Source organism: Leclercia sp. GLN_9 (assembly GCF_043105735.1).
GTDB classification, from domain to species: domain Bacteria; phylum Pseudomonadota; class Gammaproteobacteria; order Enterobacterales; family Enterobacteriaceae; genus Enterobacter; species Enterobacter adecarboxylatus.
In genome coordinates this window covers 25,576-40,580 of the sequence record NZ_JBICLV010000035.1, presented here as the reverse complement: position 1 = coordinate 40,580, position 15,005 = coordinate 25,576, and the positions used below count along the sequence as shown (strand labels likewise).

The 15,005-nt window shown below is 55.2% G+C and carries 13 protein-coding genes; 9 read left to right on the top strand and 4 right to left on the bottom strand.

Going from position 1 to position 15,005, the window contains the following annotated elements:
* Nucleotides 1-78: 78 nt before the first annotated feature.
* Complete coding sequence (locus ACF8PE_RS20310) at nt 79-495, top strand: secondary thiamine-phosphate synthase enzyme YjbQ (RefSeq protein ID WP_130587981.1); 417 nt, start codon at nt 79-81, stop codon at nt 493-495.
* 2 nt (nt 496-497) lie between these two features.
* A complete protein-coding gene (locus ACF8PE_RS20305) occupies nt 498-851 on the top strand; it encodes an MmcQ/YjbR family DNA-binding protein (protein ID WP_032615995.1) in 354 nt (117 codons plus the stop codon).
* Here the strand turns inward: ACF8PE_RS20305 and uvrA are convergent, their stop codons facing one another.
* On the bottom strand, nt 852-3,677 hold the full coding sequence (gene uvrA, locus ACF8PE_RS20300; protein WP_059308945.1) for an excinuclease ABC subunit UvrA: 2,826 nt from the start codon (nt 3,675-3,677) through the stop codon (nt 852-854).
* 250 nt (nt 3,678-3,927) lie between these two features.
* On the opposite strand from uvrA, the gene ssb1 reads away from it, so the two are divergent.
* Nucleotides 3,928-4,458: a single-stranded DNA-binding protein SSB1 gene (gene ssb1, locus ACF8PE_RS20295; RefSeq protein WP_032615999.1), complete on the top strand. Its 531-nt coding sequence runs from the start codon at nt 3,928-3,930 to the stop codon at nt 4,456-4,458.
* Between the two features lie 97 nt (nt 4,459-4,555).
* Here ssb1 and ACF8PE_RS20290 read toward each other — a convergent pair whose 3' ends face one another.
* Nucleotides 4,556-4,837 (bottom strand): YjcB family protein, encoded by a 282-nt coding sequence (locus ACF8PE_RS20290; protein WP_032616001.1) that lies wholly within the window; start codon nt 4,835-4,837, stop codon nt 4,556-4,558.
* A 609-nt stretch (nt 4,838-5,446) separates the two neighbouring features.
* On the opposite strand from ACF8PE_RS20290, the gene ACF8PE_RS20285 reads away from it, so the two are divergent.
* Nucleotides 5,447-6,775, top strand: a complete 1,329-nt coding sequence (locus tag ACF8PE_RS20285) for a sensor domain-containing diguanylate cyclase (RefSeq protein ID WP_230431116.1) — start codon at nt 5,447-5,449, stop codon at nt 6,773-6,775.
* Between the two features lie 338 nt (nt 6,776-7,113).
* Nucleotides 7,114-8,700, top strand: a complete 1,587-nt coding sequence (locus tag ACF8PE_RS20280) for an EAL domain-containing protein (RefSeq protein WP_392495217.1) — start codon at nt 7,114-7,116, stop codon at nt 8,698-8,700.
* On the opposite strand, the gene soxS is transcribed toward ACF8PE_RS20280, so the two are convergent.
* Nucleotides 8,697-9,023, bottom strand: coding sequence for a superoxide response transcriptional regulator SoxS (gene soxS, locus ACF8PE_RS20275; protein ID WP_039031951.1), 327 nt, complete (start codon nt 9,021-9,023; stop codon nt 8,697-8,699). The genes ACF8PE_RS20280 and soxS overlap by 4 nt on opposite strands.
* A gap of 98 nt (nt 9,024-9,121) precedes the next feature.
* Here soxS and soxR point away from each other — a divergent pair, with 98 nt between their 5' ends.
* The 4 genes from soxR (at nt 9,122) to ACF8PE_RS20255 (ending at nt 13,982) form a co-directional block, all read left to right on the top strand.
* Nucleotides 9,122-9,580: a redox-sensitive transcriptional activator SoxR gene (gene soxR / locus ACF8PE_RS20270; protein WP_392495216.1), complete on the top strand. Its 459-nt coding sequence runs from the start codon at nt 9,122-9,124 to the stop codon at nt 9,578-9,580.
* Nucleotides 9,581-9,853: 273 nt separating this feature from the next.
* Nucleotides 9,854-10,525 (top strand): glutathione S-transferase family protein, encoded by a 672-nt coding sequence (locus ACF8PE_RS20265; protein ID WP_392495215.1) that lies wholly within the window; start codon nt 9,854-9,856, stop codon nt 10,523-10,525.
* 309 nt (nt 10,526-10,834) lie between these two features.
* Nucleotides 10,835-12,184 (top strand): guanine/hypoxanthine transporter GhxP, encoded by a 1,350-nt coding sequence (gene ghxP, locus ACF8PE_RS20260; RefSeq protein ID WP_032616060.1) that lies wholly within the window; start codon nt 10,835-10,837, stop codon nt 12,182-12,184.
* A gap of 151 nt (nt 12,185-12,335) precedes the next feature.
* Nucleotides 12,336-13,982 (top strand): Na+/H+ antiporter, encoded by a 1,647-nt coding sequence (locus tag ACF8PE_RS20255; protein WP_392495214.1) that lies wholly within the window; start codon nt 12,336-12,338, stop codon nt 13,980-13,982.
* 94 nt (nt 13,983-14,076) lie between these two features.
* Here the strand turns inward: ACF8PE_RS20255 and ACF8PE_RS20250 are convergent, their stop codons facing one another.
* Complete coding sequence (locus ACF8PE_RS20250) at nt 14,077-14,961, bottom strand: LysR family transcriptional regulator (RefSeq protein WP_059308941.1); 885 nt, start codon at nt 14,959-14,961, stop codon at nt 14,077-14,079.
* Between the last annotated feature and the right edge of the window lie 44 nt (nt 14,962-15,005).

Sequence of the window (15,005 nt, the reverse complement as noted above, 5' to 3'; positions counted from 1 at the left end):
GATTTACCCGCTACGGGTTTTACCTTTCGTCGTATTGCTGCACACTTAGAAGGATTATCCTGTAACACGGAGCAGCACATGTGGTATCAGCAAACCCTGACCCTGCGCGCCAGGTCTCGTGGTTTTCACCTGGTGACGGACGAGGTCCTTGGACAGATCTGCGATCTTTCCCGCATCAACGTCGGTTTACTGCATCTTTTGCTGCAACACACGTCAGCCTCTCTCACGCTCAACGAGAATTGCGATCCCACCGTCCGTTCCGATATGGAGCAGCATTTTCTCAAATCCGTTCCCGACGGTGCCCGCTGGGAACATGATGATGAGGGGCCAGACGACATGCCTTCCCATATTAAATCCTCCATGCTGGGCGTCTCTCTGCTGCTGCCGGTGAATCATGGCCGCGTGCAGTTGGGTACCTGGCAGGGGATCTGGCTGGGAGAACATCGTATCCATGGCGGTTCGCGCAAAATTATCGCTACGCTACAAGGGGAATAATGATGACAATTTCGGAGATACTTCAGTACTGCATGAATAAGCCGGGTGCGGAGCAGAGCGTGCACAGTGACTGGAAGGCAACCCAGATTAAAGTCGCAGACGTGCTGTTTGCGATGGTGAAAGATGTGGAGGGGCGTCCGGCGGCCTCGTTAAAAACCAGCCCGGAACTGGCGGAGCTGCTGCGCCAGCAGCATACCGATGTGCGTCCCAGCCAGCACCTGAATAAAGCCCACTGGAGCACGGTCTACCTGGATGGGTCGATACCGGATTCGCAGATTTACTACCTGGTGGATGCCTCTTACAAACAGGCGGTGGAACTGCTGCCGGAGATGACCCGGCAGCAGCTTTCGGTATAACTACTTCAGAAGAGGCTTAAGGAAGCGGGCCGTGTGTGAGGCTTCGCATTCCGCGACGGTTTCCGGGGTGCCGGAAACCAGGATTTCGCCGCCGCCGCTGCCGCCTTCCGGGCCGAGATCGACAATCCAGTCCGCGGTTTTAATCACGTCCAGGTTGTGCTCAATCACCACGATGGTGTTGCCCTGATCGCGCAGCTGGTGCAGCACCTCGAGTAACTGCTGGATATCGGCAAAGTGCAGACCGGTAGTTGGCTCATCCAGAATGTACAGTGTCTGACCGGTGCCGCGCTTGGACAGCTCACGCGCCAGCTTCACGCGCTGCGCTTCACCGCCTGACAGCGTGGTCGCCGACTGGCCCAGACGAATGTAGGTCAGACCGACATCCATCAGGGTCTGGAGCTTACGCGCCAGCGCCGGAACGGCATCAAAGAACTCACGTGCTTCTTCAATGGTCATATCCAGCACTTCGTGGATGGTCTTGCCTTTGTACTTAATCTCCAGCGTTTCGCGGTTATAGCGCTTGCCTTTGCACTGGTCGCACGGCACGTAGATATCCGGCAGGAAGTGCATTTCGACTTTGATCACCCCATCGCCCTGACAGGCTTCGCAGCGACCACCGCGCACGTTAAAGCTGAAACGACCTGGCGTATAGCCGCGCGAACGCGATTCCGGCACGCCGGCAAAGAGTTCACGTACTGGCGTAAAGACACCGGTATAGGTCGCCGGGTTAGAACGCGGGGTACGACCAATCGGGCTTTGATCGATATCGATCACCTTGTCGAAATGCTCCAGACCGGTAACGTCGCGATACGGCGCTGGCTCAGCCAGGGTCGCACCGTTCAACTGCGTCTGAGCAATCGGGAACAGGGTATCGTTGATCAGCGTCGATTTACCGGAACCTGACACACCCGTAATACAGGTGAACAGGCCAACCGGCAGGGTCAGCGTGACGTCTTTCAGGTTGTTGCCACGCGCCCCGGTGAGCTTCAGCACTTTTTCCGGGTTCGCAGGCACGCGCTGTTTCGGCACTTCAATCTTACGCTTGCCGCTCATGTACTGGCCGGTCAGGGATTCCGGTACCGCCATAATGGCGTCCAGCGGCCCTTCTGCCACAACCTGACCACCGTGGACGCCAGCCCCCGGGCCGATGTCGATCACGTGGTCGGCCGCGCGAATGGCATCTTCGTCATGCTCAACCACAATCACCGTGTTACCGAGGTTACGCAGGTGGATCAGCGTGCCGAGCAGGCGTTCGTTGTCGCGCTGGTGCAGACCGATAGACGGCTCATCCAGCACGTACATCACCCCGACTAAGCCCGCACCAATCTGGCTCGCCAGACGGATACGCTGCGCTTCGCCGCCGGACAAGGTCTCTGCCGAGCGGGAGAGGGTCAGGTAGTTCAGGCCGACGTTGACCAGGAACTTGAGGCGATCGCCGATCTCTTTCAGCACTTTCTCGGCGATTTGCGCACGCTGGCCGGAGAGCTTCAGGTTGGTGAAGAAGTCCATCGCGTGGCCGATGCTCATGTCCGAGATGGTCGGCAGCGGCGTGTTTTCAACATACACGTGGCGCGCTTCGCGACGCAGACGGGTGCCGTCACAGGTCGCGCAGGAGCGGTTGCTGATGAACTTCGCCAGCTCTTCACGTACCGCGCTGGATTCCGTCTCTTTGTAACGGCGCTCCATGTTGTGCAGCACGCCTTCGAACGGATGACGGCGTACCGAGGTATCGCCGCGATCGTTCATGTATTTGAACTCGATGTTCTCTTTCGCGGAACCGAACAGGATCACCTTGTGCACGGTTGGGCTGAGGCTACCCCACGGCGCTTCGACGTCGAATTTGTAGTGTTCCGCCAGCGACTTCAGCATCTGGAAGTAGTAGAAGTTACGCTTATCCCAGCCGCGGATCGCGCCGCCTGCCAGCGACAGCTCCGGGTTCTGGATCACCCGGTCAGGATCGAAATACTGCTGCACGCCCAGACCATCGCAGGTCGGGCACGCGCCCGCCGGGTTGTTGAACGAGAACAGACGCGGTTCCAGCTCGCGCATGCTGTAACCGCACACCGGGCAGGCAAAGTTAGCCGAGAAGAGCATTTCGTCTGCTTTCGGGTCGTCCATATCGGCAACCACGGCCGTACCGCCGGAGAGATCCAACGCGGTTTCGAACGACTCTGCCAGGCGCTGAGTCAGATCGTCACGCACCTTAAAGCGATCGATGACCACTTCAATGGTGTGTTTCTTTTGCAGCTCCAGCTTAGGCGGATCGGAAAGATCGCACACTTCGCCGTCAATACGGGCGCGGATATAGCCCTGGCTTGCCAGGTTTTCCAGCGTTTTGGTGTGCTCGCCTTTACGCTCTTTAATGATTGGCGCCAGCAGCATCAGGCGTTTGCCTTCCGGCTGCGCCAGCACGTTATCCACCATCTGGCTGACGGTCTGGGCCGCCAGCGGAACATCGTGATCCGGGCAGCGCGGCTCGCCCACGCGGGCATACAGCAGACGCAGGTAGTCATGGATTTCGGTGATGGTCCCGACGGTGGAACGCGGGTTATGGGAGGTCGACTTCTGCTCAATAGAGATGGCCGGCGACAACCCTTCGATATGGTCGACGTCCGGTTTTTCCATCAGCGACAGGAACTGGCGCGCATAAGCAGAGAGCGATTCGACGTAACGACGCTGCCCTTCGGCATACAGGGTGTCGAAAGCCAGTGAAGATTTGCCTGAGCCTGAAAGCCCGGTCACGACGATCAGTTTGTCGCGAGGGATGACGAGGTTGATATTCTTGAGATTGTGGGTGCGGGCGCCCCGAACTTCTATCTTATCCATTCACCTTTCCCGGTAGGTAGATACACGGAATGCCTGGTTTGTTTGAAGGACAACCGGCAGAAACGATTAATTATGACACAAATTGACCTGGCTGGATATACAGTATTGGAATGCAAATTCTGGTGACTTGTGCAACAATGTATCCTTCGTGAGAACTCTGGAAGATGCTTCGAAACTATCGAAAGACCACGTGGAAATGGTACACTCGCGCGCTACACTCTTTTCAGACAAGTTTTCAGGAGACACGATCATGGCCAGCAGAGGCGTAAACAAGGTGATTCTCGTCGGTAATCTGGGCCAGGACCCGGAAGTACGCTATATGCCGAGTGGTGGTGCAGTGGCCAACATTACGCTGGCTACTTCCGAATCCTGGCGTGATAAAGCGACCGGCGAGATGAAAGAGCAGACCGAATGGCACCGCGTTGTGCTGTTTGGCAAACTGGCCGAAGTGGCCGGTGAATATCTGCGTAAAGGCTCCCAGGTCTATATCGAAGGCCAGCTGCGTACCCGTAAATGGACCGATCAGTCCGGCGCAGAAAAATACACCACTGAAGTGGTGGTAAACGTCGGCGGCACCATGCAGATGCTGGGTGGCCGTCAGGGCGGTGGCGCACCAGCAGGTGGCGGCCAGCAGCAGCAGGGCGGTTGGGGTCAGCCTCAGCAGCCTCAGGGCGGCAACCAGTTCAGCGGCGGCGCGCAGTCTCGCCCGCAGCAGCAGCCGTCTGCACCAGCGCAGTCTAACGAACCGCCAATGGATTTCGACGACGATATCCCGTTCTGATAATCAGAACCTGCGTTTCGCAACAATAAAAAACCCAGACCGCGGTCTGGGTTTTTTATTTTCAGTTTTTCTTTTCAGAATGTCTCGCCCACAGGCATCAGGTGTACATCATTGGCCAGTCTGGTGGCGTATGGCTCATCGCCTCGACCATTACCGCTTTAACGTTATTCCAGATCGCCGCCACATCCAGCAGGGTGATACCCAGCAGGCCGGTGGCAAACCAGCATGCCGCCGCCAGACCCAGACAGGTGCTGATCACCGCCAGAACGGCGTAATCCGATTTACGAAACTGAATGTTCAGCGTGCTGGCCAGAAACATCAGCACCGCGCTCAACAACTCCCAGCGTGCAAACACAACGCCAGTGGTAATAGCTGCCATAAAACGATCCTCAAAGATAACCGCCGCCGGGTAAAGCGCGACGTTGCCCACACACTGTGGCAAACTGGCTATCGGCAGGCTCAGACTCACAACAATGAAACAATGTTTCTTGTTACATAAGATGTGTGAACTATATCACATTTGTTCTTTTATTCGCCACTGGGCAAATGCATAAAAATAGCGATTTTTAAACCATGCTGTCAGCATGGTTATAACTACTTGAAATATATATTTAGTCTGCCATGCGCTGTATTTATGATAACTTTGCTGATAATTCATCAGGATAAGAAAACATGTACAGAGCGAAGGTCGATGTACAATATTTACAGCCTCAGAGGTATGGATTATGCTTCTTCCGGTTGCTTAATATGTTCGTAATAAATAAATCAGGCTTGAGCTTTTTTTCTGTTTATTCTTTTTTCTTTTAATTTTACACACGCGTCTCTGGAAGATTCTCGGATTCATGTATCTGACTGAATGTCATTTCATTCCTGATTAATTCGTTGCGGTATTTCTGTCTCGTTAATGAGCTGCGAATAAACAATGAAGCAAGTAAATCGAGAAAATATTAATGACAGTACCCGGGCCTTGCATGCATTAGCTAAATTAATGCCAAAACTATCCTCCCATGCCACCTTAACGTCTTTGCTGGAGACGATAAATTATACCTTTGGCGCCCAGCTCAGCTGGGTGATGATGCAGGATGAGACGGGCCAGCCGCAGCTGGTCAGTGCCGGTGAGTTAACCTGCCATCCGCTGGAAATTAATGCTTTTCTTGCCAGCCTGTTATTGCAACGTCATCAGCGTTCATGGCAGACAATCGGCTGGAAAGAGAATACCGGCACGCTGATATTCCCTCCCGGCCATCCGGGACACCACCAATTACAGTGCGGGGTGCTGTGTAAAATGGCCCCGCATCAGCACGGCTACTTCTTCCTTGGGTTTACGCAGCCGCAAAGCCCCCTCACTGTGCTGAAAGAGGTGGTAATTATCCTGGTGGAAAAGCTGAAGGATGTTGTCACCGGGCTTGTCGCCCGAGAGCGCACGGCAAAAGAGATGCAGCGGATGATCGCCCAGTACAAAACACTGTTTGAACGGGCGCCGGTGCTGATGAACTCGTTCGACAGAAATAGCCGCTGCGTGTTGTGGAATGCCGAATGCGAAAAGGTGTTTGGCTGGACGATGGCGGAGATCAACGCCCATCCCGATCCGCTGGCGCAGTTTTATCCTGACCCGGAGATGCGTCGCCGGGTGCATGAGTCGGTCAACATCACCCCGCTTAACGACATGTACGAATGGCACCCTGTGCGCCGGGACGGGATGCAGCTGACGATCCTGTGGTCGAACATTTCCCTGCCGGACGGCTCAATACTCAATATCGGGCTTGATATTACCGCCCGTAAAAACGCGGAGCGGCTTCTGGAAATGAAGGCCATGACCGACGATCTGACGGGCTGCTTAAATCGTTTTGCCATCCTGCAGCAAATTGCCGTTGCCCTTGAAGCCAGCCAGCGACAGGAGGGCGACAGCTACTTCTCAGTCCTGATGTTTGACCTGGATTTCTTCAAACAGATTAATGACCAGTGGGGCCACCTGGTGGGAGATGCCGCGCTGGTGCACTTCTGCGACTGCCTGCGGGCGCTGATCCCCCCAGATGCAGCGCTGGGCCGGGTGGGTGGAGAAGAATTTTTACTGCTGTTGCCTAAGACCCGCAGCGACACGGCGGTGCAGCTTTCCACCCGTCTCCGCCAGGCGCTGACCGTGACGCCGCTTAACGTAGGCACCCGAATGCTGACCCTTTCCTTTAGCGCGGGGGTCGTGGAGGTGAGCGGCGAACCGCACGATACCTCCTCGCTACTCATTAGCGCAGATAAGGCACTTTACGATGCCAAACGCGCGGGAAGAGGAAAAACAATCGTCGCGGTTGATTATTTATAAATCACTTTAATCATTATCATGGGATAAATAGCACAAAATCTCATGATGAAGTTGCGCTTTTTACATGCTGTAGGTAGTTTGAGTTAATCGACGACATTCTGTTGAGTTATCCGGGAGCCTGGCTTTCGACACCGGTAATTATTTTACTTAATAACCAGGAAACGAATACTTTCAGTTTGGCTTACGGACAAATATTATCGGCATAACCAAATATTAGGTTATTGGTGTTAAAAGTCAGTTGCTAACTTCGCATGATTCATGCAACGTAATCACCTGTTTAGCAAAGCATCCGGCCTTCATGATTACAGGCACATAAAAAGCAGGGATATAGGGCGGAAATGAATCGTAACGCACGGGACAAGGTGCTGAGGATAGTCGGGGTTATCATGGTAGTTTTGCTACCTGTGATGCTTGCGCTATGGTTTGCCCAGCAACGCGCGATTAACGAAACAAGCAGCCAACTTCGTTCCTTTGCAAAACTCGCTTTAGACAAAACTGAACTGGTCATTCAGCAGGTTGAGCTGGCTCGTCATGCTGCCGAACAGTATTCGGGCGATATTTGCACGCCGGCACACCGACAAAATATGTTGAATATCGTCCGGGGGCGACTCTACATTGCTGACCTGGTGTATGCGCAAGGCCGTGAATTCCTTTGCTCAACGACGAGCACCCCCGAGAATCCGTATACCATTTCCGCCGCCAATTACCAACGCAAGCCTGACGTCTCTATCTATTATTACCGCGACACCCCGTTTTATGAGGGATATAAAATGACCTATATGCAGTTAGGTCATTATGTGGTGGTGGTTAACCCCCTGACGTATAGCGAAGTAATGTCTTCAGACCGATCCCTGGCGTGGGGAGTATTTGATACGGTCACCAATACCTTTTTCTCCGCCAGTGAACAGGCTAATCAGAGTGAATTGAAAACCCAGATTAGCAATGACGATCTTATATTCCAGAATGAAGGCCGTTTTTATACGATTGTTCGCTCGGACAAGCGCCCGATTGCCGCCATTGTCTCAACGACTAACCAACGTTTTTATGAAGTCCTTTATCACCAGGCGACATTAACTCTGCCGCTGGGGATGATCAGCAGCATTATTATTTTATTAATGTGGTCGAGAACACGACGCGAATTTAATTCTCCGGGGCGCTTATTGCATCGGGCATTAAATAAAAGACAGCTTTGCCTGCACTACCAGCCCATTATCGATATCAAAACCAATGTCTGTGTCGGGGCTGAAGCGTTATTGCGCTGGCCGGGTTTTAACGGCCCGGTAATGAGTCCGGTAGAATTTATTCCGCTGGCAGAAGAAGAGGGCATGAGCGAGCGCATTACCGACTATGTAGTGGAAGAAGTCTTCAGCGATCTGGGTCCGTTTCTCGCCTGCAATCCGCATATCTATATCTCCATTAACCTGTCGGCAACGGACTTCCACTCTTCACGCCTGATTGCGATGATCACCGATAAAGCCTGCCACTACAATGTCCGGGCGCAGCAAATCAAAATTGAAGTGACCGAGCGTGGGTTTATCGACGTGCCGAAAACGACGCCGGTAATTCAGGCGTTTCGTCAGGCGGGTTATGAAGTGGCGATCGATGATTTTGGTACCGGCTATTCCAACCTGCACAACCTCTATTCGCTGAACGTCGATATCCTGAAAATCGATAAATCTTTTATCGATACTCTGACGACCAACAGCACCAGCCACCTGATTGTCGAGCACATCATCGAAATGGCTCAAAGCCTGCGCTTAAAAACCATCGCCGAAGGGGTGGAAACACCGGAACAGGTCACCTGGTTAAACAAGCGCGGCGTGCAGTATTGTCAGGGCTGGCACTTCGCGAAGGCGATGTCGCCGCAGGATTTCATGACCTGGCAGCAACAGCCTGTCGCGGCATCACTCGCCCACAGTCACTAGTTCAGCTGATGACGATAGTCGCTGGGAGTACGATCAAACTCGCGGCGGAATACGCGGGAAAAGGTCTGCTGGGAGACATAGCCCAGATCCATGGCGATATCAAAAATAGGGCGCTGGGTGGTGCGTAACGCCTGAGCCGCCAACAATAATCTGCGTTGCCGAATGTACTCGCCCAGCGTCTGGTGCATGACGGCGCGGAACATTCTCTGTAAGTACCACTTAGAGTAACCCGACTTTTTAGCCACCACATCAATACTCAAGGGTTGATCGATATGGTCATCCATCCATTCAATAAGTGTCTGAATAATTTGTTGATGCGACATAGAGCAGCCTCTTTCTGGTTACACCTGTATCGGTTAATTCGTCGTTTTGTCTTCGGGCGAGTATAATTCCTCAAGTTAACTTGAGGTAAAGAGGTTTTATGGAAAAGAAATTACCGCGGATTAAATCGCTGCTGACGCCGGGCGAGGTGGCAAGGCGTAGCGGCGTGACGGTGTCGGCTCTGCATTTCTATGAAAGCAAAGGGTTAATTAAGAGTATCCGCAACACGGGCAACCAGCGCCGTTATACCCGCGATGTGCTGCGCTATGTGGCGATCATCAAGATTGCCCAACGCATCGGGATCCCGCTGGCCACCATTGGCGAGGCGTTCGGCATCCTGCCGGAGGGGCATACGCTGAGTACAAAGGAGTGGAAAGCACTCTCGTCACAGTGGCGCGATGAGCTGGATCGGCGCATTCATACCCTGGAGGCGCTGCGCGACGATCTTGACGGCTGTATTGGCTGCGGATGCCTGTCGCGTAGTGACTGCCCGCTGCGTAACCCTGGCGATAAGCTGGGCGAGCAGGGCACCGGCGCGCGGTTGCTGGAAGAAGATTAGCCCGACGCATAAAAAACTAAAGCGCCACACGGGCGCTTTAGTTTATTTCCGGTCTTTGTCTTTCTCTCTATCCCGCTGGTTCACAGGAGGGTTTCCCCCGACATCAACACCCCTCAGTCGAGCATGGTTTGGAGGTTCCGGTTTGTGCTGACAATTTAAGTCTAGGCCGGGAGGCCGGGTTTGCCAGTTCCACAGCGCATAAAATAGGCGAAATTTTTTCGCCAGGTTGTGCAATTTTCTATAGTTAGTGGGTAAGCCCAACTGGAGATGTCCATGATTAAGGTCCACCACCTCAACCAGTCCCGATCCCAGCGTGTGCTGTGGGCGCTGGAAGAGCTTTCTCTGCCGTATCAGATTGAACGTTATCAGCGTGATAAGACGATGATGGCGCCCGCCGCATTGCGTAAAGTTCACCCGCTGGGTAAATCCCCGGTGCTGGAGGATAACGGCCTGATTCTGGCGGAATCGGGGGCGATCCTCGAATATTTGCAGGAGACCTACGATCCTACATCGCAGCTCAAGCCGCAGGATCGCGAGATGAAACTGCACTACCGCTTCTGGCTTCACTACGCGGAAGGTTCCCTGATGCCGTTGCTGCTGATGAAGCTGGTTTTCTCCAGCCTCGGTAAACCGCCGATCCCGTTTGGCCTGCGCTCGCTGGGCAAAGTGCTGGGGCAGGGGGTGCAAAAGACGTATCTCAACCGCCAGCTGCAAACCCACGCCCGTTTTCTGGAGTCCTGGCTGAAGGATCACCGCTGGTTTGCCGGGGATAACCTCAGCATGGCGGACGTGCAGATGAGTTTTCCGGTGTTTGCCCTGCTGGAGCGTGGCGGCATCGCGGATCTCCCTCATCTGCAAACATGGATGAAAAACGTCGAAATGCGTCCGGCCTGGCAGCGGGCGATCCAGCAGGGCGGTCCGTTCGAAATCCCTGGCAAATCCTGAACGAACCCTGAAAATGTTATCAAATTGCGCATTCACGATAACGTTTGCGCATACTCTGGTTATTTCTTCACCGCCCCGCAGGAAAATAAGCGAAAAACGGCAAAGTTAAGTTGAAAATGCCCGTGTTCAGGACGGATAATCGTTTGCCTTTAATTCAACACCCGTTTTGTCAGCGTGAAGCTAAACGTTTGCTTTTTTTATGACGCCCCTCTTTGTCATAAACGCAGCACAGGGATATGACGTTTCGCTGGTCGTGGAGTGTCCATCACGCTGACCGACGACGATTATAATTTTCAGGGGATGTTTTCTATGTCTACGCCATCTGCGCGTACCGGCGGTTCACTCGACGCCATGTTCAAAATTTCTGCCCGCGGCAGCACCGTGCGTCAGGAGATCGTTGCCGGTCTGACGACCTTCCTGGCCATGGTCTACTCGGTGATCGTGGTGCCGGGCATGCTGGGCAAAGCCGGTTTCCCACCGGCGGCGGTCTTTGTCGCCACCTGTCTGGTTGCCGGTGTCGGCTCCATCGTGATGGGTCTGTGGGCCAACCTGCCGCTGGCAATTGGCTGCGCCATCTCACTGACCGCCTTCACCGCGTTCAGCCTGGTGCTGGGCCAGCAGATCAGCGTCCCGGTTGCGCTGGGCGCCGTGTTCCTGATGGGTGTGCTGTTTACCATCATCTCTGCCACCGGTATCCGCAGCTGGATCCTACGTAACCTGCCGCAGGGCGTTGCGCACGGCACCGGCATTGGTATCGGCCTGTTCCTGCTGCTGATTGCCGCCAACGGCGTTGGCCTGGTGATCAAGAACCCGCTGGACGGTCTGCCGGTTGCGCTGGGTGATTTCGCCAGCTTCCCGGTGATCATGTCGCTGATTGGCCTGGCGGTGATCATTGGTCTGGAAAAACTGAAAGTGCCGGGCGGCATCCTGCTCACCATTATTGGCGTCTCTGTTGTGGGGCTGATTTTCGATCCCGCGGTGCACTTCTCCGGTGTATTTGCCATGCCATCCCTGAGCGATGAAAACGGCAACTCGCTGATTGGCAGCCTGGATATCATGGGCGCGCTGAACCCGGTTGTCCTGCCAAGCGTGCTGGCGCTGGTGATGACCGCGGTCTTCGACGCCACCGGCACCATCCGCGCGGTAGCGGGCCAGGCGAACCTGCTGGATAAAGACGGTCAGATCATCGATGGCGGCAAAGCGCTGACCACCGACTCCCTGAGCAGCGTCTTCTCCGGTCTGGTGGGTGCTGCGCCAGCAGCGGTATATATCGAATCGGCGGCGGGTACGGCGGCAGGCGGTAAAACCGGTCTGACGGCGATCACTATCGGCGTGCTGTTTCTGCTGATCCTGTTCCTTGCCCCGCTGTCCTATCTGGTTCCGGCGTACGCAACTGCCCCTGCGCTAATGTACGTTGGCCTGCTGATGCTGAGCAACGTGGCGAAAATTGATTTTGCCGACTTCGTTGACGCGATGGCTGGGCTTATCACCGCGGTGTTCATCGTGCTGACCTGTAACATCGTTACCGGCATCATGATCGGCTTCGCATCACTGGTGATCGGGCGTATCGTCTCCGGTGAATGGCGTAAACTGAACATCGGTACGGTGGTGATTGCCGTGGCGCTGGTGGCGTTCTACGCGGGCGGCTGGGCTATCTAAGCTGTCAACTGCGCAAACAGACGGGTGGCTAAGGCCGCCCGTTTTTATTTTCGGAACACATCTTGTTGCCTTATGCGTTACTCTGAGGGAGATACACTGTGGCAAGATGCCAGTGATGTAAACGTACCAAAACCTCGCAAACAGGGAACGCATGGAAATCTTCTTCACAATACTCATCATGACCCTTTTGGTCTCCCTCTCCGGGGTAGTTACCCGCGTACTGCCCTTCCAGTTACCGCTGCCGCTGATGCAGATCGCCATCGGTGCTCTGCTGGCATGGCCGACGTTCGGATTGCATGTCGAGTTTGATCCTGAACTGTTTCTGGTGCTGTTTATCCCGCCTCTGCTGTTTGCCGACGGCTGGAAAACCCCGACGCGGGAATTTCTTGAGCATGGGCGCGAGATCCTGGGGCTGGCGCTGGCGCTGGTGGTGATCACCGTGGTGGGGATTGGTTTTCTCATCTACTGGGTGGTGCCGGGGATCCCGCTGATACCGGCCTTTGCGCTGGCGGCGGTGCTGTCACCCACCGATGCCGTGGCGCTGTCCGGTATCGTTGGTGAAGGACGCATTCCGAAGAAAATCATGGGCATTTTGCAGGGCGAAGCCCTGATGAACGACGCCTCCGGCCTGGTGGCGCTGAAGTTTGCCGTCGCCGTAGCGATGGGCACCATGATCTTCACCATCGGCGGGGCATCCGTTGAATTCTTGAAAGTGGCGATTGGCGGCATTCTGGCCGGGTTTGTGGTGAGCTGGCTGTATGGCCGTTCGCTGCGCTTCCTCAGCCGCTGGGGCGGCGACGAACCTGCCACGCAAATCTTACTGCTGTTCCTGCTGCCGTTCGCCTCTTATCTGATTGCGGAACACATTGGCTTCTCCGGCATCCTGGCTGCGGTGGCGGCCGGGATGACCATCACCCGCTCCGGTGTCATGCGCCGCGCGCCGCTGGCGATGCGCCTGCGCGCCAACAGCACCTGGGCGATGCTGGAGTTTGTCTTCAACGGCATGGTCTTCCTGCTATTGGGTCTGCAACTGCCGGGGATCCTTGAGTCCTCGCTGGTGGCGGCCGAGGCCGACCCGAATGTTGAAACCTGGATGCTGTTTACCGACATCGTGCTGATTTACGCCGCGCTGATGCTGGTACGTTTCGGTTGGCTGTGGACAATGAAAAGATTCAGCGTGCGTTTCCTGAAAAACAAACCGATGGAGTTTGGTTCCTGGACCACGCGTGAGCTGCTGATCTCCACCTTCGCCGGGGTGCGTGGGGCCATCACCCTCGCCGGTGTGCTTTCCATTCCGCTGCTGCTGCCGACTGGCGATGTCTTCCCGGCGCGCTACGAGCTGGTGTTCCTGGCGGCAGGGGTGATTCTGTTCTCCCTGTTTGTTGGCGTGGTGATGCTGCCAATCCTGCTGCAACATATGGAGGTGGGCGACCACGTTCAGCAGCATAAAGAGGCGCGTATCGCCCGGGCAGCAACGGCTGAAGTGGCGATTGTCACCATTCAGAAGATGGAGGAGCGTCTGGCCGCCGATACCGAAGAGAACATCGATACCCAGCTGCTGAAAGAGGTGAGCTCGCGGGTGATTGGTAACCTGCGCCGCCGTGCGGATGGCCGCAACGACGTGGAAAGCTCGCTGATGGAAGAGAACCTTGAACGCCGCTTCCGCCTGGCAGCGCTGCGCTCGGAACGCGCAGAGCTGTACCACCTGCGTGCCACCCGGGAGATCAGCAACGAGACGCTGCAAAAACTACTGCACGATCTCGATTTGATGGAAGCGTTGTTGATAGAGAAGCAGTAGGGTGAGTGCGGTCTGATGCCTTCACCCCGGCCCTCTCCCACAGGGAGAGGGTGCAAACACTAAAAACGGTAACCTGGCGGTTACCGTTTTGCGTTTACCCCGGCACCCAAAACCCTTCGCAGCATTTCAGCCAGGCCTGGGCGCTGTGCGACAGATACACTCCCTCCCGCCAGATCATCCCCAACTGCCAGTGCAGGTCGCTCTGCAGCGGGATCCAGCGCAACGTGTTTTTATCCAGCCGCTCACAGATGGGCTGCGGCAAAATCGCGATCCCAACCCCCGCCTGTACCATCGCAGCCAGAAAGTCCCACTGTCCACTGCGCACCGCGATGCGCGGCTTAACACCGTGCTGGCTGAACAACTGCATCAGCTGGCGGCTGAGGGCAAAATCTTCGTTGTAGATCAGCAGCGGGTGCTCGGCCAGCAGTTCAGGATTAATGGTATCGAGGGTCAACCAGTTGCCGGAGCGCGGCACCAGCACGCACAGCGGGTGGCTGAACAGCGGCAGTGCCGTCAGACCGCTGTCCTCCTCCACGGGCAGGGCGGTCATCGCCAGATCCAGCTCGCCGTTGATCACCGCCTGCTGGACGGTTAAGCCACCAAATTCAGAAATTTTCAGCTCTACGCCGGGATAGCGCTGGCGAAACAGGCCGATAGGCCCGGCCATCATCATCCCCACCATCGGCGGAATACCGAGGCGTAATATGCCTTTGTTAAGGTGGTTGATGTCGCCAAGCTCCGCCTCCAGCTGGCGAAACTCTGCGAGGATCGCCAGACCGCGTTCAAACACCACCCGACCGGTGTCGGTTAACAGCAGCTTGCGCCCGTCGCGGATCAGCAGGGTACAGTTCAGTTCATCTTCGAGGTTTTTCAGCATTTTGCTGATGGTGGGTTGGGTGACAAAAAGCTTCTCCGCAGCGCGGGTGAAACTCTGCTGGCGTACCACTTCGACAAAGTAACGCAGCGTGCGTATGTCCATGACTATTCCTCGAAACTATACCTTTGATGATTTTAATTCATTTC